Below are 21,708 nucleotides of genomic sequence, written 5' to 3' on the forward strand. Positions count from 1 at the left end.
GCCCTCAGCGCCATCGGCGAGTCCCGCGCCGCGGCCGACGCGCACGCGGTGGCCACGGCCGTCCCCGGCGGCCCGGCCGCCGTCCGCGCCGCCGCCCGCCAGGTCCTCGACGAGGCCGCCCGCCTGCAACCGCCGCTCGCGCTGGACTACCTGGCGCTGGTCGACCCCTCCGACTTCACCGAGATCGGCGACGACTTCACCGGTGAGGCGGTGCTCGCCGTCGCCGCCCGGGTCGGGACGACCCGGCTGATCGACAACATCCCCCTGACCTTCGGAAACTTCGGAGCCGCCTCGTGACCACCACAGGCATACGACTGCACGCGCCCGCCCCCGGCTGGTCCATCACGGCGGACGTGGTCGTCGTCGGCTCCGGCGTCGCCGGCCTGACCGCGGCCCTGCGCTGCGAGGCCGCGGGCCTGCACACCGTCGTCGTCACCAAGGCCCGCCTCGACGACGGCTCCACCCGCTGGGCCCAGGGCGGCATAGCGGCGGCCCTCGGCGAGGGCGACACCCCCGAGCAGCACCTCGACGACACCCTGGTCGCCGGGGCGGGACTGTGCGACGAGGAGGCCGTCCGCATCCTCGTCACCGAGGGCCCCGACGCCGTACGCCGCCTCATCGAGACCGGCGCCCAGTTCGACGAGTCCACCGAGGGCGGTCTCGAACTCACCCGCGAGGGCGGCCACCACCGCCGCCGCATCGCCCACGCCGGCGGGGACGCCACCGGTGCCGAGATCTCCCGCGCGCTGGTCGAGGCGGTCCGAGCGCGCGGAATGCGCACCGTCGAGAACGCCCTCGTCCTGGATCTCCTCACGGACGCCGAGGGCCGCACGGCGGGCGTAACCCTGCACGTCATGGGAGAGGGCCAGCACGACGGCGTCGGAGCGGTCCACGCCCCCGCCGTGGTCCTCGCCACCGGCGGCATGGGCCAGGTCTTCTCCGCCACGACCAACCCCTCGGTCTCCACGGGCGACGGCGTCGCCCTGGCCCTGCGCGCGGGCGCGGAGGTCAGCGACCTGGAGTTCGTCCAGTTCCACCCGACCGTGCTCTTCCTGGGGCCCGACGCGGAGGGCCAGCAGCCCCTGGTCTCCGAGGCCGTGCGCGGCGAGGGCGCCCACCTGGTCGACGCCGACGGCGTGCGGTTCATGGTGGGGCAGCACGAACTGGCCGAACTCGCCCCGCGCGACATCGTCGCCAAGGGCATCATGCGCCGCATGCAGGAGCAGGACGCCGAGCACATGTACCTCGACGCCCGCCACTTCGGCGCCGAGATGTGGGAGCACCGCTTCCCGACGATCCTGGCCGCCTGCCGCGCCCACGGCATCGACCCGGTCACCGAGCCCGTCCCGGTCGCCCCGGCCGCCCACTACGCCTCCGGCGGCGTCCGCACCGACTCCCACGGCCGTACGACGGTGCCCGGTCTGTACGCGTGCGGCGAGGTCGCCTGCACCGGTGTGCACGGCGCCAACCGCCTGGCCTCCAACTCCCTCCTGGAGGGCCTGGTCTACGCCGAGCGCATCGCGGCCGACATCGCGGGGGCCGGCGTCCACGCGCGCGTGCCGCAGCCGCTGCCCCACCCCGAGACCCCCGAGCACCCCCTGCAGACCCCCGAGGCCCGCTTCACGATTCAGCGGATCATGACCAACGGGGCGGGCGTCCTGCGCTCGGCCGCCTCCCTCGGCAAGGCCGCCGACCAGCTCCAGCGCCTGCACACCGACGCCCGGGAGGCCCTCGCCGAGAACGGCAAGACGGCCGAGCCCGGCGTCGACACCTGGGAGGCCACCAACCTCCTGTGCGTGGCCCGCGTCCTGGTCGCCGCCGCCCTGCTGCGCGAGGAGACCCGGGGCTGCCACTGGCGCGAGGACCGTCCCGAGCGCGACGACGACGCCTGGCGCCGCCACATCGTCGTCCGCCTGAACCCGGACCGCACGCTGGCCGTGCACACCACGGACACCACACACTTCCCCCCGACCCTCCCTCCCCAGGCCCCCCAGGAGCAGTGACCGACGTGACCTCCCCCGACCTTCCCCTCGCCCCGTCCGGCGGCTGCGGCGACGGCTGCGCCTGCGGCGCGGACGACGAGGCGTACCTGGAGTGCGGCCTGGACCCCGCACTCGCCCAGCTCCTGGCCGACGCCGGTCTCGACCCCGTCGAGGTCGAGGACATCGCCAACGTGGCCCTCCAGGAGGACCTGGCCCACGGCGTGGACGTGACCACGGTCGCGACCATCCCCGAGGACGCGGTCGCCACCGCCGACTTCACCGCCCGCGAGACGGGCGTCGTGGCGGGCCTGCGCATCGCCGAGGCGGTCATCTCGGTCGTCTGCGAGGACGAACTCGAGATCGAGCGCCACGCCGAGGACGGCGACCGCGTCGAGGCGGGCCAGAAGCTGCTGTCGGTCACCACCCGCACCCGCGACCTGCTCACGGCCGAGCGCAGCGCGCTGAACATCCTGTGCCGCCTGTCCGGCATCGCCACCGCCACGCGCGCGTGGGCGGACGTCCTGGAGGGCACGAAGGCCAGGGTCCGCGACACCCGCAAGACCACCCCGGGCCTGCGCAGCATGGAGAAGTACGCGGTCCGCTGCGGCGGCGGGGTCAACCACCGCATGTCCCTCTCGGACGCGGCCCTGGTCAAGGACAACCACGTGGTCGCCGCGGGCGGCGTCGCCGAGGCCTTCCAGGCGGTGCGCGCACGCTTCCCCGAGGTCGCCATCGAGGTCGAGGTCGACACCCTGCACCAGCTCCGCGAGGTCCTGGACGCCGGCGCCGACCTGATCCTCCTGGACAACTTCACGCCGGCCGAGTGCGCGGAGGCGGTCGAGATCGTCGACGGCCGGGCGGCGCTGGAGGCCTCGGGCCGCCTCACCCTCGACAACGCCAAGGCGTACGCGGACACCGGCGTCGACTACCTCGCCGTCGGGGCCCTCACCCACTCGTCGCCGATCCTGGACATCGGCCTCGACCTGCGGCCGGCGGAGTAGGGAGCGGGTACGGGCCATGCTGCTGACGATCGACGTAGGAAACACCCACACCGTCCTCGGCCTGTTCGACGGCGACGAGATCGTCGAACACTGGCGCATCTCCACGGACGCCCGCCGCACCGCCGACGAGCTGGCGGTCCTGCTCCAGGGCCTGATGGGCATGCACCCGCTCCTGGGCGACGAACTGGGCGACGGCATCGACGGCATCGCCATCTGCGCCACCGTCCCCTCGGTCCTGCACGAGCTCCGCGAGGTGACCCGCCGCTACTACGGCGACGTCCCCGCCATCCTCGTCGAGCCGGGCGTGAAGACCGGCGTCCCGATCCTCATGGACAACCCCAAGGAGGTCGGCGCGGACCGCATCATCAACGCGGTCGCGGCCGTCGAGCTCTACGGCGGCCCCGCGATCGTCGTCGACTTCGGCACGGCGACGACGTTCGACGCGGTCAGCGCGCGCGGCGAGTACGTGGGCGGTGTCATCGCCCCCGGCATCGAGATCTCCGTCGAGGCCCTCGGCGTCCGCGGCGCGCAGCTCCGCAAGATCGAGGTGGCCCGGCCCCGCAGCGTGATCGGCAAGAACACGGTGGAGGCGATGCAGTCGGGCATCATCTACGGCTTCGCCGGCCAGGTCGACGGCGTCGTCAACCGGGTGGCCCGCGAGCTGGCGGAGGACCCCGACGACGTCACCGTCATCGCGACCGGCGGCCTGGCGCCGATGGTCCTGGGCGAGTCGTCGGTGATCGACGAGCACGAGCCGTGGCTGACGCTGATCGGCCTGCGCCTGGTCTACGAGCGGAACGTGTCGCGCACCTGAGGGCGCCCGGGCGTGGGCGGCGGGCCGGGCGGATCACGCCGCTGCGGGGGCGGGCGCCAACCGGCCCGCCCACCCGGGTGGTCCCCCACGCCACACCCGTCCGCTATGCGGGGTTTGTCTGATTAGCGCGTATCGTCGCCGCATGCCCACGCCATACGGATCCCGCGGCGGCATGGCGTTCGGCGCGGAGGAGCTGCGTGTGCTCCGCCGCGCCCTCGCCCTCGCCCTCCACCCGACCTCCGCCTCGGCCGAGGACGTCCAGGACTGCCTCCGCCTCGCCGAGTCGCTCGACGAGGCGGTGCGGGAGGGGGCCAGGCTGCGTGCCTTCCTCGTGGCCGACCTCGGCCGGTACCGCGCCGCCCTCCCCGGCACCGCCACCGGCTACCTCGCACTCCTGGGCGAGGCCCTGGGCGCCGGCTACCGCCCCTGCCCCGACGACCTCGCCGCCCTCCGCGCCCTGCGCGGCAATCCCACCGCCGCCGCCCTCCTGGACCGCTGCACGGCCCCCTCCGTCGTCGCCCAGCGCACCCCTCTCGCCGCCCCGGCCCCCGCCGCCACCGTCCCGGCGTCCCGCACCCGCACGACGGCCGGCACCGCCGCCGCCCCCCGCACCCGTCTCCTCGCGCTGCCCGGCGGCCTCACCGCCCGCGCGGGCGACGACGCCCAGGACACACCCGGGAAGCAGCCCGAGAAGAAACCGGCCCGCAAGCCCCCGGCCCCGAAGCCCGCGCCCCGGCCGGCCCCCGACCCGGCGCCCGCCCCAGGCGGCCCCAAGCCCTCCCGCCCGATCCCCACCCCGGGCGAGGTCTTCCCCCGCCGCAAGCCCGCGCCGCCGCCCCCCTCGGGCCCCCGGCAGCTCGCCGCGGGCTGACGTGGCTACCCTGGTCCCATGGACTACGTCTCCGCGCTCCTGCCCCCGGTCGTCATGGCCGTCCTCTTCATCGGCGTGATCCGGGTCATCGTGAAGACACAGGGCGGCGCCAACAAGGCCAAGGAGGACGCGGCCGTGGACGCCGCCCTCGCGCGCGTCGACGGCGCCCGCCCGTCCTCCGCGACCGGCCCCCGGGCCGAGGCCTGACCCCACACCCTCCAGCGGCGTACGACTCCGCGGGGCGCGCACACGGCGACGCCCGCGCTTCCGAGTCGTACGCCCTTTTTGTTCCCGTTCGCCGGTGAAGCGCACGTCCGGCACGCCATTACCGGGATCTCCCACTATTGTTCTGAGCTGTGCCTCGCCCATTGGGAGAACTCGAAGACGCGGTCATGTCGCGGGTCTGGAAGTGGAACCGCCCCGTGACCGTTCGAGAAGTCCTGGAAGATCTTCAGAAGGAGCGGTCGATCGCGTACACCACCGTGATGACCGTTTTGGACAATCTCCATCAGAAGGGCTGGGTGCGCCGCGAGGCGGAAGGGCGCGCCTATCGATATGAGGCGGTCTCCACCCGCGCCGCCTACGCGGCCGCCCTGATGAACGACGCCTGGTCGCAGAGCGACAACCCCGCCGCCGCTCTCGTCGCCTTCTTCGGCATGATGAGCGAGGAACAGCGCCACGCTCTCCGCGACGCCGTACGCATCGTCCAGGGCCCGGAAACACCGGAAGCGGCCGAACCGCCGGAATCCGCCGGGCGAACCGAACCCGTGCAAGCCGCGCAGCCCGCAGAACCCGCGGAACGGGAACGCGCGGAACCCCGGGAAGCCGCGCCGCCGGCGGAACCCCCGGAAGGTTCCCCGGAGAACCCCGCCTCCCCTGCGGACCCCGGCGGGCGATAGCGTCCGTTCATGTCCGCGAAGAGCCCCGAAGCCCCCGCAAAAGCCATCACCGTCCGACGGGCCCGCACCAGCGATGTCCCGGCTGTGCGCCGCCTCCTCGACGCCTACGTCCGCGGCGGCATCCTGCTCGACAAAGCAACGGTGACGCTTTACGAGGACATCCAGGAGTTCTGGGTCGCGGAACGCGACGACAACGCCGAGGTCGTCGGCTGCGGGGCGCTGCACGTGATGTGGGAGGACCTCGCCGAGGTGCGCACTCTCGCGGTGAAGCCGGACCTGAAGGGCGCGGGCGTCGGGCACCGGGTGCTGGAGAAGTTGCTGCAGACCGCCCGCTGGCTCGGTGTTCGCCGGGTTTTCTGTCTGACCTTCGAAGTCGACTTCTTCGGCAAGCACGGCTTCGTGGAGATCGGCGAGACGCCCGTCGACACGGATGTGTACGCGGAGCTGCTGCGTTCCTATGACGAGGGTGTCGCGGAGTTCCTCGGTCTCGAACGAGTGAAACCGAACACCTTGGGCAACAGCCGGATGCTTCTGCATCTGTGATCGCGGAGCGCGAGACAAGACCACCGCGGACAAGACCGATTCCGCGCCGTGGCCCTGCCCAGGTGCCCTATGTCCGAAACGCGCACGTTTCCGGACGTAGTCAGGGCTGCCGGTCTCTGCCGAGGGTTTGTGTTTTTCCGGCAAAAGCGGTTTGCTTTCCGAGGTACTGCAGTACTGCATATAACAGGGGACGGCGATACGGCGGACGCCGGCACACCCCGGCCCTGAAGATATCGATGAAAGGAAATCCGGTGGCACAGAAGGTTCAGGTCCTTCTTGTCGACGACCTCGACGGTGGCGAGGCGGACGAGACCGTGACGTTCGCGCTGGACGGCAAGACGTACGAGATCGATCTCACCACCGCCAATGCGGACAAGCTCCGTGGCCTTCTCGAGCCTTACGTGAAGGGCGGTCGTCGTACCGGAGGCCGCGCTTCGGGCGGTCGCGGAAAGACGCGCGCGGCTTCCGGCGGCAGCCAGGACACCGCGGCGATCCGCGCGTGGGCGAAGGAGAACGGATACGAGGTCAACGACCGCGGCCGTGTCCCCGCGACCATTCGCGAGGCTTACGAGAAGGCCAACGGCTGAACAGCGGCACTACCGACCCCGCGCAGGCAAGGCCGGCGGCCGGGCGTCCGCGCCCCGCAGCCGGATGCGGTGGCACTGTGTGGCCACCGTGTTCACCAGCCGTACGAGATCGGGGGCGCCCCCAACGCCCCCCAAGGCCGACAGCGTCGGCAGCGAGGCCTCGACCTCGCATCCCGGCTCGGGGGGCCGCAACCACACGGCGGCCCCCTGGGAACCGAGTCGGCCCAGGGGAAGCGGCCGACCGGCATCCGAGCCGGACGCGGGGCGTACCGGACCGCCCGCCCGGCGGGGCGTGCCCGGCCCGACGGGAAGCGGGCTGCCCACGAGGCCTGCCGGGTCGTGCTCCGTCTCCGTCACGCCGTGCGGCGTGCCCGTCGCAGCGCGAGGCGTGATGCCGGGGGTGCCGTCCGGGCCGAACGGCGTGTCCACGCCGCTGTCGGTGCCCGGCCGCGGCGTTCCGGCGACCGCGGTGGCCGTCCAGGGCGGCAGGGGCGCGGGCAGGGTGCCGCCCGGGCCCAGGGCCGTCAGATCGAGGGGCAGCGTCCCCCACTCCAGCCACTGGAGCAGCCCGGGCAGTTCCTCCGCGCTGCCCGCGGACACCAGCAGCAGCATCCGGCCGCCCCGCAGGGCCACCGGCGAGTGCGGGCCCAGGTGCCGCAGGGCCGAGTGACCCGCCTCGGCCGGTACGTCCAGGACGTCGAAGCGCGCCCCCACCGCCAGACGCACCGGGTTCCCGGGCACCGTCGGCCAGCCCAGTTCGTTCTCGTACCACCGCCGGATCCGGCCGCTCGCGCCGGGACCGGCCGGGTCGAGCGGCCGGCGGGGGAGCGGGACCACCCGGGGCGAGGACGAGAGCGGGGAGTGAGGGGCGCCGGACATGCCAAGTGCAACCGTCGGAAGGGCGTGCGGGTTACGCTGGGCGCACGCTGCGTGCCGCTCCGGGCGCACAGAGTGGCGAATCGGGGGCGCGCGGGGGGTGCGGGGAGGCGCAAGGTTGTTCGCCCGTAGCGGAGGGAACGGGGGCGCCCGGCATGGACTTCCGGTCCCTGCGGGTAAGACATCCCTAGTGGGAGGGGGCGACGCGCGGGAAAGGACGTCTCACGTTCGCCATCGGCGTAGTGGCGAGTGGGGTATCTGCCTGGCCTGCGGGAACATCGTCTCGCACCATCGGGTTGGAGCAGATGTCGGCGTTCGGGGTCAGGAGGCCAAGGACGGTGTCGGCAGTTGGAATGAGCGGTCCCCGCTTGCGGGACTAAGCTGCGGAAGGACAGGGAGGGGAAGTTCCCCCCACTGCCTGACCGCTCTGAGGAGCGATTAACGATGTTCGAGAGGTTCACCGACCGCGCGCGGCGGGTTGTCGTCCTGGCTCAGGAAGAAGCCCGGATGCTCAACCACAACTACATCGGCACCGAGCACATCCTCCTGGGCTTGATCCACGAGGGTGAGGGTGTCGCCGCCAAGGCCCTTGAGAGCCTCGGGATTTCGCTCGAGGCGGTCCGCCAGCAGGTGGAGGAGATCATCGGCCAGGGCCAGCAGGCCCCGTCCGGCCACATCCCCTTCACCCCCCGTGCCAAGAAGGTCCTGGAGCTGTCGCTCCGCGAGGCCCTTCAGCTGGGCCACAACTACATCGGCACGGAGCACATCCTGCTCGGCCTGATCCGCGAGGGCGAGGGCGTCGCCGCCCAGGTCCTGGTCAAGCTGGGCGCAGATCTGAACCGTGTGCGGCAGCAGGTCATCCAGCTGCTCTCCGGTTACCAGGGCAAGGAGACCGCCACCGCCGGCGGTCCTGCCGAGGGCACGCCCTCCACGTCCCTGGTCCTCGACCAGTTCGGCCGGAACCTCACCCAGGCCGCTCGTGAGTCCAAGCTCGACCCGGTCATCGGGCGCGAGAAGGAGATCGAGCGGGTCATGCAGGTGCTGTCCCGCCGTACGAAGAACAACCCGGTGCTGATCGGTGAGCCCGGCGTCGGCAAGACCGCCGTCGTCGAGGGCCTCGCCCAGGCCATCGTCAAGGGCGAGGTGCCCGAGACCCTCAAGGACAAGCACCTCTACACCCTGGACCTCGGCGCCCTGGTCGCCGGCTCCCGCTACCGCGGTGACTTCGAGGAGCGCCTGAAGAAGGTCCTCAAGGAGATCCGCACCCGCGGCGACATCATCCTGTTCATCGACGAGCTGCACACGCTGGTCGGTGCGGGTGCCGCCGAGGGCGCCATCGACGCCGCGAGCATCCTCAAGCCGATGCTGGCCCGCGGTGAGCTGCAGACCATCGGTGCGACCACGCTGGACGAGTACCGCAAGCACCTGGAGAAGGACGCGGCCCTCGAGCGCCGCTTCCAGCCCATCCAGGTCGCGGAGCCGTCCCTGCCGCACACGATCGAGATCCTCAAGGGCCTGCGCGACCGGTACGAGGCGCACCACCGCGTCTCCATCACGGACGAGGCGCTGGTCCAGGCCGCCACCCTGGCCGACCGGTACATCTCGGACCGCTTCCTGCCGGACAAGGCGATCGACCTGATCGACGAGGCCGGTTCCCGGATGCGCATCCGCCGGATGACCGCGCCGCCGGACCTGCGCGAGTTCGACGAGAAGATCGCCGGCGTCCGCCGCGACAAGGAGTCCGCGATCGACTCGCAGGACTTCGAGAAGGCCGCCTCCCTGCGCGACAAGGAGAAGCAGCTCCTCGCCGCCAAGGCCAAGCGGGAGAAGGAGTGGAAGGCCGGCGACATGGACGTCGTCGCCGAGGTCGACGGCGAGCTGATCGCCGAGGTCCTCGCGACCGCCACCGGCATCCCGGTCTTCAAGCTCACCGAGGAGGAGTCCTCCCGCCTGCTGCGCATGGAGGAGGAGCTCCACAAGCGGGTCATCGGCCAGAACGACGCCGTCAAGGCGCTGTCGAAGGCGATCCGCCGTACGCGTGCCGGTCTGAAGGACCCCAAGCGCCCCGGTGGCTCGTTCATCTTCGCCGGCCCGTCCGGTGTCGGTAAGACCGAGCTGTCCAAGGCGCTCGCCGAGTTCCTCTTCGGGGACGAGGACGCGCTGATCTCCCTCGACATGTCGGAGTTCAGCGAGAAGCACACGGTCTCGCGTCTCTTCGGTTCGCCCCCCGGCTACGTGGGCTACGAAGAGGGCGGCCAGCTGACCGAGAAGGTGCGGCGCAAGCCGTTCTCGGTGGTCCTCTTCGACGAGGTCGAGAAGGCCCACCCGGACATCTTCAACTCGCTGCTGCAGATCCTGGAGGACGGTCGCCTGACCGACTCCCAGGGCCGGGTCGTGGACTTCAAGAACACGGTCATCATCATGACGACCAACCTCGGCACCCGGGACATCTCCAAGGGCTTCAACCTGGGCTTCGCGGCCTCGGGTGACACGAAGACCAACTACGAGCGCATGAAGAACAAGGTCCAGGACGAGCTCAAGCAGCACTTCCGGCCCGAGTTCCTCAACCGCGTCGACGACGTGGTCGTCTTCCCGCAGCTCAGCCAGGACGACATCCTCCAGATCGTCGACCTGATGATCGGCAAGGTGGACGAGCGCCTGAAGGACCGGGACATGGGCATCGAGCTCTCCCAGTCCGCCAAGGAGCTGCTGTCCAAGAAGGGCTACGACCCCGTGCTGGGCGCGCGTCCGCTGCGCCGCACCATCCAGCGCGAGATCGAGGACTCCCTGTCGGAGAAGATCCTCTTCGGCGAGCTCCGCCCCGGCCACATCGTGGTCGTGGACACGGAGGGCGAGGGCGAGGCCAAGACCTTCACCTTCCGCGGCGAGGAGAAGTCGGCGCTGCCGGACGTCCCGCCGATCGAGCAGGCGGCCGGCGGCACGGGTCCGAACCTGAGCAAGGACGCGTAAGCGTCACGGCCGAGTGAGAGGGGCCGGTGCCTTCCGGGGCACCGGCCCCTTCTCCGTGTCCGCCCGGAGTCAGACGAGGACGATCTCAGCGGTGGGGAAGAGCCCGGCCCACGACTCGGGAGGGGGCGCGGGGGCGAGTGCCCCGGAGACGGTCAGCTTGCGCAGGCCCGGCAGCCGGGACGCGATGACGTGGAAGACCTGCGGGTCGACGTCCCCGGGGAACTCGAGTTCCTCGATGCCCGGCAGTTCCGGCATGGCGTCAAAACCGTAGTGCTCGGACCGGCCGTGGAGGCGGAGACTGGTGAGCGCCGGGAGGGCGGCCACCTCGCGCCAGTCCTCGGTGCTCAGGTGCCTCCTGCCCGGCACGCCCACGGTGAGTGACCTGAGCGTGGGCCACCCGCTCAGACCGCGCAGCCCGGTCGAGGCGATGGCGTTCATCCCCAGGAAGAGATGCGCCAGCGGCGCGTCGGCCGGGAGGCTGTCGGTGAGGCGGTCTCCCGGAAGGTCCCGGTCGATCGACAGCTGGATGAGCAGACGCAGCGTCTCCAGCCCGGTGAGGTCCGCTCGGCGGTCGAAGACCACGAGGTCCGTCAGCGGCAGTTCCGCCAGGCTCGACAGGCCCTCGGTGCCGGGGCAGCTGTTGAGCCACAGAGCGGTCAGCGAGCGGAACGCCCGCAGTCCCCGCAGATGCCCGAGGCTCGGGTTGTCCCACAGGTGCAGCCGCTTGACCTCGCCGGGCTCCGGGACGCAGGCGAGGAGTTCGGACGCGGTGAGCGGGCCGTCGAACCTCAGCCGCTGCCAGGGGCGCATCAGCTCGAGCGTCGCGCGCTGCTCGGCCGTATCGCAGACCAGGGTGAGACCGTCCCGCTCCAGGTGGTCGAGCACCTCGACCGCGAACTCCCGCGCGTCGAACCGGCCCCACGTGCCCACCAGCTGGCGGCGTACGTCGAGCGCCGGGTGCTCGCGGAAGCGGCGCAGCACCGCCAGCGCGCCCTCGTCCTCCTCGGTTCCGAGGAGTGAGGCGGTGACGGTGACGCCGTGCGCCTCCTCCTCGGTCAGTCCCTCCGGCCCGGGCAGCAGCTCCAGCACCAGCGGGCCCGCCTCCGCGAGGGCCTTCGCCTCCTCAGTCGTACGCGGTGGGATGAGCGCACCGGCGCGTTGCTCCACCTCCGCCCGCACCGCGGGATCCAGCGCCACGGCGTGCTCCAGGCAGGCCAGGGCCAGGAGGGTCAGCCGCGGGCTGTCCTCGGCCAGCAGCCGGCGCAGCAGGACCGCCCGCTCCCGGGGCCGGGCGTGTGCGACCGCCATCCGGATCACGTCCTCCCACAGGCTGTCGCCCGCGTGGCCGGCGAGGACGTCCAGGTGGCCCTCCTCGACGGCGTACCGGGCGCCCAGGTAGTCCTGGAAGGTGCGGTGGACGAAGTGGACGACGCCCTCGGCCGGCTGGCGGAGCAGGCCGCTGCGCAGCATCAGGGCGTGCAGCACGTCCGCGGCGCGCTGGTCCGGCAGGAGCCCGATGGCCGGCAGGCAGCGCTCCACGATCCCCTCTGCCGTCTCCAGGTCCATCTCGGTGCGGCCGCTCAGCACCAGCGCGTAGGCGAGGCGCTGGAGCAGCTCGAGCCGGGCCTCCTCGCCCAGCTCGGCACCGTCCACCGCGCCCATGCCCCGCTCCCGGTCGCGCCGCGCGAGGAGCATGCCCAGGGCGGCGTCGTACAGCTCCTTGCGGCCGGCCGGGAGGTACCCCCGCCGCTCCCGGTGCAGGGCGCAGATGAGCCCGCACATCAGGGGGTTGGTGGCGAGGCGGGCCAGGTCGCGTTTGGTGCGCAGGGCGTCCAGGAGCCGCGGCGCGTACTCGGTGGCCCGGGCGGCCGCGTGCCAGCGGTGCACGAACGTCGCGACGTCGGAGCGGCGCATCGGGGCGAGGGTGAGTTCCCGGAACCCCTCGCCGGCCAGCCAGTCGGGGCGTACGGCTGTGGGGCGGGAGGTCAGCAGCCAGTGGTTGCCGGGGAAGGCGTGGATCAGGGCGAGCAGCCAGTCGCGGGTGCGGTGCCGCTCGGCGGCGGGGATCTCGTCCAGGCCGTCGACGAGGACGAGCCCGCGCCCGGCGGTCAGGACCCGCTCGGCCCAGCCCGCGGGCGGGGTGAGCGGGCAGCCCACCGCCGTGAGGAAGGCGGACGGTGCCGGGAGCGCGCCCGCGCGGATCAGGGTGCGCAGGGGCAGCACGTAGGGCACGCGGGCGGTGTCCCGGGCGGCGGTCACCGCGAGCCACTGCACGAGCGTGGTCTTGCCGGAACCGGCGTCGCCGCGCAACAGGACCCGGTCGTGGCTGCCGAGGGCCTCCTCCGCGGGCAGCCGCACGGCGGTGCGGGCGGCCGCCGCCGCGCTCTCGCCCGGCGGCGGCTCGGGTGCCGGGCCCTGCTCGGTGCCGGCCGCCTCCAGGCTCAGATAGGCCACTTCGAGGGGCCAGCGGTCCGGGGAGTCCCGCAGGTCGATGCCGAAGATGGTGATGTGGTTGTGACGCTCGGTGACGTAGGGCAGGTAGCGGCGCTCGAAGGCGGTGTCCCGGCCGTCCGGGCGGGGTGTGCGGGTGATCAGCTCGTCGACCTTGGCGATCAGCTCCGCCTGGGCCCGGGTCTGTTCGACCAGGGTGCGCGCGACGAACGTGGAGCGGCGGGTGAAGAACTCCAGGATGTTCAGGCACGCCCACTCGGTGGCGTAGTCCAGGAAGTGGCAGGCGTCCGCGGACAGGCCGTCGGGGGCGGGGCCGGAGCGGTGCAGCTCCCTGGCCAGCTCGCGGTGGCCGAGGCGGACCGCCTGGACGTCGTCCATGTCGAGGTCCCCGAGGCCGATCAGCCTGCGGGCGAGGGTGTCGGTGACGGCGATCCGCTCGTCGGCCGGGAAGGGCCGCTCACCGGGGGAGGCGACCGCCTGCGCCACGATCCGCTCGGCGAGCCGGTGCACGTCCGGCTCGGTGAGGGTGCGCTTCTCGCCGCGGAAGGAGACGAGCGCGGACAGGCGCACGGGCTTGTCGACCAGGCCCGCTCCCGGGCCCTCCGCCCGGAAGAGCTTCTTCAGCAGCGGGGCGACCAGTGAGGACGCCAGCCTGCCGCCGAGAACCGTCGGATCCAACCGCCTCACCCCCGTGATCGCGCGAACGGGGGTGAGACTACCCGCAGTTGATCAGGAGGGTCAGGACAGCTGCCCGTCGTAGTCCGGCAGCTTGTACGTCTTCTCGGCGTGGCCGCCCGAGAGGTCGGTGGTGCTGTTGCCGATGTTCGCGATGATCGTGTAGCCCTTCTTCTCGATCGCCACGCGCTGGGCCGTCTTGTACTCGGCGACGTTCTTGAAGAGGTCGATGAAGTTCCGGACGTGGAGGCCGGAGACCTGGTAGCCGACCTGCTTCAGGTTGTAATCGGTGAACGGGGCGATGATGTCCGGGCGGGCCGTGACGAAGAACAGGGCGACGCCGCGGTCCTGGGCGTATCTGGCGGCCTCCAGGACCGGCTTGTTGGCCGGCTGGGGGTAGCTGAAGCCGAAGTCCGTCTCGAGTGTCGTGTTGTCGATGTCGAAGACGATCGCCTGCTTCTCACCCGGCTTGGTCGCGGCGATCCGCTGCTTCAGATACGGCAGTGCCTGGTCCATCACCGCCTGGACGTCCTTCTGCCAGGTCGCGTAGTCCACGTCCGCCGCGGCAGCGGTCGTGGTGGCGGCGGGGGCGGTCGTGGCGTCGGCCGGTGCGGCCAGGGCCAGGAGGGCGGCCGTGGAGACGGCGGTCACGGAGGCGCGGCGCAGCCAGGGGCGTCGGGTCTGCATGGTCGTGGGGGGTCCTCTCACGTCAATGACGCTGCCAACATGTCGTGTGCATGTTCGTGGGCGAGGGTGGCGCGAGGGGAACCGTAGGGTTACCGGACGGTAGGTGCATAGAGGCGTGCGCCACATTTCCGGAATGGCCCCGGAGGGCCGCCGGTGACATGCCGCACAGGCGTTATGTCCGTTACTAGGCGGAATAGTGGATAGCGGACCGGGAAGAAAGGGACACTTCCCCCTGGGTGGGCGCCGAAGTGTGAGCAGGTGCCCTGTTTTGTCCCGTATGGGGACTGTGTCAAGAGACGTAGAACACTGAACCAAATTACTAACTTCGGTCGTAGATCACGCTTTTGGGAGTTTGTCGGGCTTCGGGTTACCAAGAGATGGCCATTCGGCGAGCGACTGTGCGCCGGGTGGTTTTCTCCGTCCCCTTCTCCACGAGGTTCCGATGTCCCAGCGCGTCACGTCCCGTTCCTCCCGTACGTCCCAGCTCCGCACCCGTGCGACCGTGCTGGCCGCCGGCCTCGGCGTCTCGGTCGCACTGGGAGCCGGGGTCGCGTCCGCCGCCGACACCACGGCCGCGTCCGGTGCCGCCAGTGCCGTCCAGGCACAGGCCGCCGTCCAGGCCAAGGCCGCCAAGGCCGAGGCGGTGAAGGCCGAGAAGGCCGCCCAGGCCGCTGCCGCGAAGAAGGCGGCCGCGAAGAAGGCCGCCGCGGTGAAGGCGGCCGCGAAGAAGGCCAAGCCCTCCTGGGTCGACCCGGTGAAGCAGTACAAGCTCTCCGCGAGCTTCGCCCAGAACGGCGGCATGTGGCAGTCCACCCACAGCGGCCAGGACTTCGCCGTGCCGAGCGGCACCAAGGTCGTCGCCACGCACGGCGGAACCGTCGTCAAGGCCGGCGGCAACGGCGCCGGTGACGGTCCCGCCTACGGCAACGCCGTCGTGATCAAGCACGGCAACGGCACGTACTCGCAGTACGCGCACCTGTCCAAGGTCACGGTGAAGGTCGGCCAGATCGTCAAGACCGGCCAGGAGATCGCCAAGTCCGGCAACACCGGCAACTCCAGCGGTCCGCACCTGCACTTCGAGATCCGGACGACCCCGAACTACGGCTCGGCGATCGACCCGGTCAAGTTCCTGCGCGCCAAGGGCGTCACGCTCTGACCCGGCGGGCCCGCTAATGGCCCCCGGCTCCCCGGCGGGCCCGGGTCACCAGGTCCGTGGCGACCTCGAGGACGGCTCTGCTCTTCTCCTCGGGGTCGCCTTCGAGGTCCCGGAGCAGTGAGATCCCGGCGTGCAGGGTGAGGATCGCGCTGACGCTGCGGACCCGGCCGGGCTGCCGGAGAGAAGCCGGACCGGGCGCGGACCGTACGAGGCCCCCGGGGTGCAGACCCCGGGGGCCTTCGCGTGTCCGGGGACAGGCGCGAGCCGCCGTCAGCTCCCCGACGGCGGCAGCATCGGGTAGCTGCCCGTGTTCGTCGGCGCGTGCTCCGGCAGCCACAGCACCGCCACCGCGCCCTCGGCCGGTACGCCCTCCGGCGCGCCCGGCGTGCGGACGTTGCGGAAGGTCAGCCGGGCGCCCAGCACCCGCGCCTGCCCGGCCGCGATGGTCAGGCCCAGGCCGTGACCGTGGCCGGCCCGGTCCTTGCTGCCGGTGCGGAAGCGGCTCGGCCCCTCGGCGAGCAGGTCCTCGGGGAAGCCCGGCCCGTGGTCGCGGACCCGGATGACCCGGCCCTCGACGGTGACCTGGATGGGCGGCCGGGCGTGCCGGGCCGCGTTGGCCAGCAGGTTGAACAGCACGCGCTCCAGACGCCGGGGGTCGGTGGTGACCTCCGACTCGTGCACGATCCGCACCTCGATGTCCGGGTCCTTGGCCGCCACCCGCCGGGTGACGAACTCGCCCAGCATGATGTCCTGCAGCTCCGCCCGCTCCGAGGCGCCGTCCAGCCGGGCCACCTCCAGCACGTCCTCGACGAGCGTGCGCATGGCCTTGGCCCGGTCCAGCACCAGCTCGGTCGGGCGGCCGGGCGGCAGCAGTTCGGCGGCGGTCAGCAGCCCGGTCACCGGGGTGCGCAGCTCGTGCGCGATGTCGGCCGTGACCCGCCGCTCGGCCTCGATACGCTGGCGCAGCGCGTCCGCCATGGCGTCCACCGCGCTGGCCAGGTCGTCGGTCTCGTCGCGTACGACCCCGCCCATGGCGTCCCGGACCCGGACGTCCGTCTCGCCGCCCGCGAGCTGGTTGGCCGCGATGGACGCCTTGCGCAGCCGCCGCGAGAGGTGCCCGCCGATGAGCACCCCGAGCGCGCTGCCGCCGAGGACGACCGCGATGGACCCGATGAGCAGGGCCTGGTCGAGGTCCTGCAGGATGTCCGAGCTGCGGTCGGTGAAGCCGGAGTGCTGGGACATCACGTGCCCGTTCTTCAGCGGCACGGCGGCCCAGATGTCCGGCGCCCCGTTCGGCCGGTCGGCCACGTAGGTCGCCCGCTGGCCCGCCTCGACCCGGTCGCGCAGCTCCTCCGGCAGGTCCGGGTCGTCGATCTTGGTGTTCGGGAAGTTCATCCGCCCGGACAGCTCGAAGTTGCGCTGGGCGATCATGATCCGCTCGTCGGCCAGGTCGCGCGCGTTGTCCAGCATCGACACCCGGGCGGCGTTGTGCACGACCAGGCTCAGGGCGATCGCCACCAGCGCCCCGACCAGCGCGATGGCCGCGCTCAGCTTCCATCTCAGGCCCGTGCGGATGCCCGCGCGCTCCAGGCCCGCGGCGACCAGGCGCCGGAACTGCCCCCTCATACCCGGCTCAGGCCTTCAGCTTGTAACCGAAACCGCGGACCGTCTCGATCCGGTCCTGCCCGATCTTCTGCCGCAGCCGCTGCACGTGCACGTCCACCACCCGGGTGTCGCCGCCCCAGCCGTAGTCCCACACCCGCTCCAGCAGCTTGTCGCGGGAGAGCACCGTGCCCGGCGCCGAGGAGAACTCCAGCAGCAGCCGCATCTCGGTCGGCGTCAGCGCCACCGGCTGCCCGGCCCGGCGGACCTCCATGCCCTCGGTGTCGACCTCCAGGTCCCCGAAGGTCAGCACCGCGCCGCCGGGCGGGTCGGCGGACTCCTCGGCCCGGCCGCCGCCCGCGTGCCCGAAGCGGCGCAGCACCGCGCGGATCCGGGCGACCAGCACGGCCCCGTCGAACGGCTTGGTGACGTAGTCGTCGGCGCCCGCCTCCAGGCCCAGCACGACGTCGATGGAGTCGGCCCGCGCCGACAGCATGATCACCGGCACGGTCGACTCGTCCCGGATGCGGCGGCACAGGCTGACCCCGTCCAGGCCGGGCACCATGACGTCCAGCAGGGCGATGTCGGGGCGGTCGGCCCGGAACGCCTCCAGGCCGGACAGCCCGTCGGGCATGGCGGTGACCACGAAGCCGTCCCGTTCCAGGGCGAGCTGCGTGGCCTCGCGGATGACGTCGTCGTCCTCGACGAACAGGACGTGGGTCTGGTCTGCCATCCCGGTGCTCTCAGTCCTTCGTGGTCCGTGGGGTGCTTCTGACTGCTGGGACGCACGGTCCGTGCTCCGCGTTCACCGGGGGATCGGACCGGGCGGCCCGATCGGTTCACGCGGCCCGGCCGCCCGCCTTCAGCTCGCCGGCGCCGGCGTCGCGGTGTCGCCGACGACCTTGCCGTAGTCGTTGTGCGTGCGGTACTCCTCGGTGAACCGGCCCGAGGCCCACCGGTAGGTGATCACGTTCTCCCCGGAGGGGCTCGACACCGGGTCGCCCCTCTCGTACACCTGCTTGGTCACCACCAGGTCGCCGCGGTCGATCTCCGCGTAGACCGGGGGTTCCTCGGCCTTGAACACATTCTGGTACGAGCCGTCCTGCTCGCGGAACACATAACTGCCGACGCCCACCGCGTCGTTGCAGGTCAGCACATTGACGACGACGTCGTCGGCGGAGCCGCCGGTGAGGTTGCCGTAGGAGACGTCCACGGGGTACTCGTCGGCGACGCACGGCTTCAGCTCGCGCTTCACCTCTGGCGCGACCTTCGGGTCGTCCTTGACGAGCCGGACCGCGTCCACGGTGTCGGGCGTCCTCGACGGGGCGGCCGGGGGTGTCGCGGTGGCGCCCACCACCGAGTCGGCGTGCGCCGGGCCCTCGTCCCGGGCGCCGGTGCCCCCGGAGGCGCACGAGGACGCGAAAAGGGCGAGGGCGGCGAACACGGCCAGTGCCGTGATCACCGCCTGGTTGCCGCCCGGGTTCCGTGCGGAACCCCCACCGGTCAGGCCGCGCACCGCTCCCGCTCCTCACGCTCCAGCGCGCGTGCGTCGAGGTCGCGGGACTCCAGCTCCTCGCGGAGCCGGGCGAGCGCCCGGTGCAGCGTGCTCTTGACCGTTCCGGCCGACATGCCGAGTGCGGCGGCCGTCTCCTCCGTGGACATCTGCTCCCAGTGTCGCAGCACCACGACACTGCGCTGTTTCGGGGCGAGCACCTTCAGCACGTCCATCAGCAGGGCGCGGTCGGCGTGCTGCTCGGTGGCGTCGTCGACCGAGCAGTCGGGCAGCTGCTCGGTCGGGACCTCCTCCAGCTTGCGGGCGCGCCACCACTCGGTCCGCGTGTTGATCATGACCCGGCGCAGATAGGCGTCCGCGAGCCGCTTGTCCTCGATGGTCTCCCAGCGGCCGTACGTGCGCACCAGCGCCGTCTGCAGCAGGTCCTGCGCGTCCGTCGGGTCCGGGACCAGGCGGCGGGCGCTGCGCAGCAGCGCGTCCTGCCGCGTGCGGACGTACTCCTCGAACTCGAGCACCTCGCCCTGCGCCATGGTGACCGCCTCCCGTTTCCCCGTTCCGGGCGGCTCCCCGCCGCCCGTGCACTGCCTGTGTTCCTTGGTCGTCCCGGGTCCTTCCGGGAACGCAACCGAAGGTACGGAGGCGTTGTCACGGCGCTGTCCGAAGCAGCCTGCGGCCAGCGCTCGGCTGTCCGTCGGTTGTGTAACGGACGCCGTAACGGGGTAGAGCGCTGGGCGAGTTGGGGAGGGTTGGTGGCGATTTGTCCGCGCGGGTCACGGTGACGGGCGCCGTGACGGCGGGCCCGTCGCTGTGCGTCTGCGGTGGGTCAGGTGAGCGGCAGCCGGTACAGCCCGCCCGCCAGCGGCTCCACCAGACCGTCGGCGACCAGCCCGTCCAGGGCCCGGGCCCGCTGCACCGGCTCGTGCCACACCCGGTCGAGCGCCGCCTGCGGAACCGGACCGGGCGCCTCGCGCAGCACCGCGAGCAGCCGCCCGCGCACCTGCCGGTCGGTGCCCGCGTACGTCTGGCCCCGGCGCGGCGGGCCGTCGTGCTCCGGCTTGCCCGCCAGCCGCCACGCGCACTGCGCGGCGATCGGGCAGCGGTGGCACGACTCGTTCTTCGCCGTGCACACCAGCGCGCCCAGCTCCATGGAGGCGGCGGCCCAGCGGGCGGCGGTCGGCTCGTCGTCGGGCAGCAGCGCGCGGGCCAGCTTGCGCTCGGCGGCGGTGGTGGCGTTCGGCGGGTACCGCACGCCGGTGACCGCCCGCGCGATGACCCGGCGCACATTGGTGTCCAGCACCGGGTGGCGCTGCCCGTAGGCGAAGGAGGCGACGGCGGCGGCCGTGTACTCGCCGATGCCGGGCAGCGCCAGCAACTGGGCGTGGTCGGCCGGTACGTCACCGCCGTGCCGTTCCGTTATCGCGACGGCGGCGCCGTGCAGCCGCAGCGCGCGGCGCGGGTAGCCGAGCCGGCCCCAGGCGCGGACGGCCTCGCCCGGCGCCTCCTTGGCCAGGTCGGCGGGGCGCGGCCAGCGCTCCAGCCACTGCTCGTAGACGGGCAGCACACGGCTCACCGGCGTCTGCTGCAGCATGAACTCACTGACCATCACGCCCCACGCCCCGGCCTCGGGTCGCCGCCACGGCAGGTCGCGGGCGTTCTCGTCGAACCAGTCGATGACGGGGGAGTGCAGCGTGGCGGCGGCGGTCTCGGGGAGGGCGGGGGCGGAACCGGTCTGTGAGGGCTTCGTGGGTGCAGTCATGGCCCTCCGATCCTGCCACGGGATGGCTCCCGCACGGGCGCATCGCCACCCCGGGAGCTTCCCGAGGGGGCGCTCGCGGCGCGCGGCGGGCCGGGCCGCGGCCGGCGGCTCCACCGCCAACGTGCCGGAGGCGCTTGCCCCTTCTTGATCATCGATGTCGGAACTGGGTTGAAAATGCCGGGAAGTGAGCCTTGTCGCGTCAAAGTCCGGGGTTCCGTACCAGGTTGAAATGATGATCCGGAAAAGTTGTTCGCTGAACGGCGGGTGGGACCGGCGAACGCGCCGATCTCTCGTATGGTTTGCGCCGTGGGATCTCTGCGCAATCCGGTCGGGCCGCTTCCCTCCTCCATCTACTGGCGTCGGAGGGTCGTACTGGTGTCTGTGATCGCCGTGTTGGCGCTCCTGATCACCTGGATCGTGACGATGGGCGGCGGGGGCGACAAGGACGGCGACAACGGTTCCAACGGCAAGAATCCCGCACCCTCCATCACGCCCGGACCGTCGAGTTCGGGCCCGGCCATCAGCCAGGCGCCCGGCGGACGGGACGAATCGGGCGGCTCGGGCTCCGGTGGCTCGTCGTCGGGCTCCGGAGACGGTTCCGGTGACGGCTCGGGCGGCGGCTCCGGGGGCGGTTCCGGCTCGGGATCCGGCGACGGCTCCGGCGGGTCGGGCGGTTCCGGCGGATCGGAGGGCGCCGGCGGCTCCGCGGGCGGTGCCACGCTCGGCGGCGTCGGCGCGGGCGACACCCTGCCGGCCGGCTCCACCCTGCCCAACTGCACGGCGAGCGTGGTGAAGTTCAGTCTGCGCAGCCGGCACAACACCTACGACCCCGAGCAGACGCCGACGTTCCTGCTGACCGCGCGGAACATCTCCGGCAGCGACTGCAAGATCGACCTCGGGCCCGAGAACGCGGTGTTCACCATCACCGAGGCGAGCAGCGACGACGACTACTGGTCCAGCAAGGACTGCCCCAAGGCCGACGCGCGGCAGCTGTACCGGGTGCCCGCGGGCAGCGGCATCACCTACGTGCTGAAGTGGGACCGCGAGCCCAGCCGCCCCGAGTGCGCCACGCCCCCGGCGGGCAAGGCCGGCACCGGCACCTACCTCGTGGAGGCGAAGGCCCCGGGCTTCGCGAAGGTGCAGACGTCGTTCGTGCTGTCGGCGGACTGAGGCCCGGCTGCCAGGACACCGGAGGGCGGTTCCCCTGACGGGACCGCCCTCGGTAGTGTCCGCCGCCTGACGGTGACCGCCCTCGGTCGTGTCTGCCCCCTGACGGTGACCGCCCTCGGTCTGTCTGCCGCTTGACGGTGACCGCCCCTCGGCCG

The 21,708-nt window shown here is 72.2% G+C and carries 20 protein-coding genes; 12 read left to right on the plus strand and 8 right to left on the minus strand.

Annotation, left to right across the window (positions count from 1 at the left end; all coding sequences use genetic code 11):
• The 9 genes from ABZY20_RS36405 to ABZY20_RS36445 form a co-directional block, all read left to right on the plus strand.
• Positions 1-297: pantoate--beta-alanine ligase (locus ABZY20_RS36405; protein ID WP_356447698.1), on the plus strand; the 297-nt coding region annotated here is incomplete at its 5' end.
• Positions 294-2,003 (plus strand): L-aspartate oxidase, encoded by a 1,710-nt coding sequence (locus ABZY20_RS36410; protein WP_356447700.1) that lies wholly within the window; start codon positions 294-296, stop codon positions 2,001-2,003. The genes ABZY20_RS36405 and ABZY20_RS36410, both read left to right, overlap by 4 nt.
• 5 nt (positions 2,004-2,008) lie before the next feature.
• On the plus strand, positions 2,009-2,983 hold the full coding sequence (nadC, locus tag ABZY20_RS36415) for a carboxylating nicotinate-nucleotide diphosphorylase (protein ID WP_356447754.1): 975 nt from the start codon (positions 2,009-2,011) through the stop codon (positions 2,981-2,983).
• 16 nt (positions 2,984-2,999) lie between these two features.
• Entirely contained in the window at positions 3,000-3,797 is a 798-nt protein-coding gene (locus ABZY20_RS36420) for a type III pantothenate kinase (protein WP_356447702.1), read from the plus strand.
• A gap of 172 nt (positions 3,798-3,969) precedes the next feature.
• Entirely contained in the window at positions 3,970-4,668 is a 699-nt protein-coding gene (locus tag ABZY20_RS36425) for a hypothetical protein (protein WP_356447756.1), read from the plus strand.
• A gap of 18 nt (positions 4,669-4,686) precedes the next feature.
• Positions 4,687-4,875, plus strand: coding sequence for a hypothetical protein (locus ABZY20_RS36430; RefSeq protein ID WP_356447704.1), 189 nt, complete (start codon positions 4,687-4,689; stop codon positions 4,873-4,875).
• Positions 4,876-5,024: 149 nt separating this feature from the next.
• Positions 5,025-5,567: a BlaI/MecI/CopY family transcriptional regulator gene (locus ABZY20_RS36435; protein ID WP_356447705.1), complete on the plus strand. Its 543-nt coding sequence runs from the start codon at positions 5,025-5,027 to the stop codon at positions 5,565-5,567.
• 9 nt (positions 5,568-5,576) lie between these two features.
• Positions 5,577-6,110: an amino-acid N-acetyltransferase gene (locus tag ABZY20_RS36440; protein WP_356447707.1), complete on the plus strand. Its 534-nt coding sequence runs from the start codon at positions 5,577-5,579 to the stop codon at positions 6,108-6,110.
• Between the two features lie 251 nt (positions 6,111-6,361).
• Positions 6,362-6,697 carry an Lsr2 family protein gene (locus tag ABZY20_RS36445; protein WP_351354936.1) on the plus strand — a complete coding sequence of 112 codons (336 nt, stop codon included), beginning with the start codon at positions 6,362-6,364 and terminating at the stop codon, positions 6,695-6,697.
• 9 nt (positions 6,698-6,706) lie between these two features.
• On the opposite strand, the gene ABZY20_RS36450 is transcribed toward ABZY20_RS36445, so the two are convergent.
• On the minus strand, positions 6,707-7,576 hold the full coding sequence (locus tag ABZY20_RS36450) for an SCO3374 family protein (protein WP_356447709.1): 870 nt from the start codon (positions 7,574-7,576) through the stop codon (positions 6,707-6,709).
• A gap of 441 nt (positions 7,577-8,017) precedes the next feature.
• Between ABZY20_RS36450 and ABZY20_RS36455 the strand changes: the two genes are divergently transcribed.
• The gene (locus ABZY20_RS36455) at positions 8,018-10,543 is read left to right on the plus strand and encodes an ATP-dependent Clp protease ATP-binding subunit (RefSeq protein WP_114254583.1); all 2,526 of its coding nucleotides are present in this window, start codon (positions 8,018-8,020) and stop codon (positions 10,541-10,543) included.
• 69 nt (positions 10,544-10,612) lie between these two features.
• On the opposite strand, the gene ABZY20_RS36460 is transcribed toward ABZY20_RS36455, so the two are convergent.
• On the minus strand, positions 10,613-13,672 hold the full coding sequence (locus tag ABZY20_RS36460) for an NACHT domain-containing protein (protein WP_356447711.1): 3,060 nt from the start codon (positions 13,670-13,672) through the stop codon (positions 10,613-10,615).
• A 60-nt stretch (positions 13,673-13,732) separates the two neighbouring features.
• Positions 13,733-14,356: an HAD family acid phosphatase gene (locus ABZY20_RS36465; protein ID WP_356447713.1), complete on the minus strand. Its 624-nt coding sequence runs from the start codon at positions 14,354-14,356 to the stop codon at positions 13,733-13,735.
• Between the two features lie 442 nt (positions 14,357-14,798).
• Between ABZY20_RS36465 and ABZY20_RS36470 the strand changes: the two genes are divergently transcribed.
• Positions 14,799-15,512 (plus strand): M23 family metallopeptidase, encoded by a 714-nt coding sequence (locus ABZY20_RS36470; RefSeq protein WP_356447714.1) that lies wholly within the window; start codon positions 14,799-14,801, stop codon positions 15,510-15,512.
• 270 nt (positions 15,513-15,782) lie between these two features.
• Here ABZY20_RS36470 and cseC read toward each other — a convergent pair whose 3' ends face one another.
• The 5 genes from cseC to ABZY20_RS36495 form a co-directional block, all read right to left on the minus strand.
• Positions 15,783-17,138: a two-component system sensor histidine kinase CseC gene (gene cseC, locus ABZY20_RS36475; protein WP_356447716.1), complete on the minus strand. Its 1,356-nt coding sequence runs from the start codon at positions 17,136-17,138 to the stop codon at positions 15,783-15,785.
• 7 nt (positions 17,139-17,145) lie between these two features.
• A complete protein-coding gene (gene cseB / locus ABZY20_RS36480) occupies positions 17,146-17,847 on the minus strand; it encodes a two-component system response regulator CseB (RefSeq protein WP_356447718.1) in 702 nt (233 codons plus the stop codon).
• 129 nt (positions 17,848-17,976) lie between these two features.
• Positions 17,977-18,630, minus strand: a complete 654-nt coding sequence (locus ABZY20_RS36485; RefSeq protein WP_356447720.1) for a hypothetical protein — start codon at positions 18,628-18,630, stop codon at positions 17,977-17,979.
• Positions 18,618-19,157, minus strand: coding sequence for a SigE family RNA polymerase sigma factor (locus ABZY20_RS36490; protein ID WP_356447721.1), 540 nt, complete (start codon positions 19,155-19,157; stop codon positions 18,618-18,620). Before ABZY20_RS36490 ends, ABZY20_RS36485 begins: the two co-directional genes overlap by 13 nt.
• A 293-nt stretch (positions 19,158-19,450) precedes the next feature.
• Positions 19,451-20,383 (minus strand): A/G-specific adenine glycosylase, encoded by a 933-nt coding sequence (locus ABZY20_RS36495; RefSeq protein WP_356447723.1) that lies wholly within the window; start codon positions 20,381-20,383, stop codon positions 19,451-19,453.
• Between the two features lie 306 nt (positions 20,384-20,689).
• On the opposite strand from ABZY20_RS36495, the gene ABZY20_RS36500 reads away from it, so the two are divergent.
• Positions 20,690-21,553, plus strand: coding sequence for a hypothetical protein (locus ABZY20_RS36500; RefSeq protein WP_356447724.1), 864 nt, complete (start codon positions 20,690-20,692; stop codon positions 21,551-21,553).
• Positions 21,554-21,708 lie beyond the last annotated feature (155 nt).

The sequence above is a fragment of the Streptomyces sp. NPDC006624 genome (genome assembly GCF_040611555.1).
Taxonomy (GTDB): domain Bacteria; phylum Actinomycetota; class Actinomycetes; order Streptomycetales; family Streptomycetaceae; genus Streptomyces.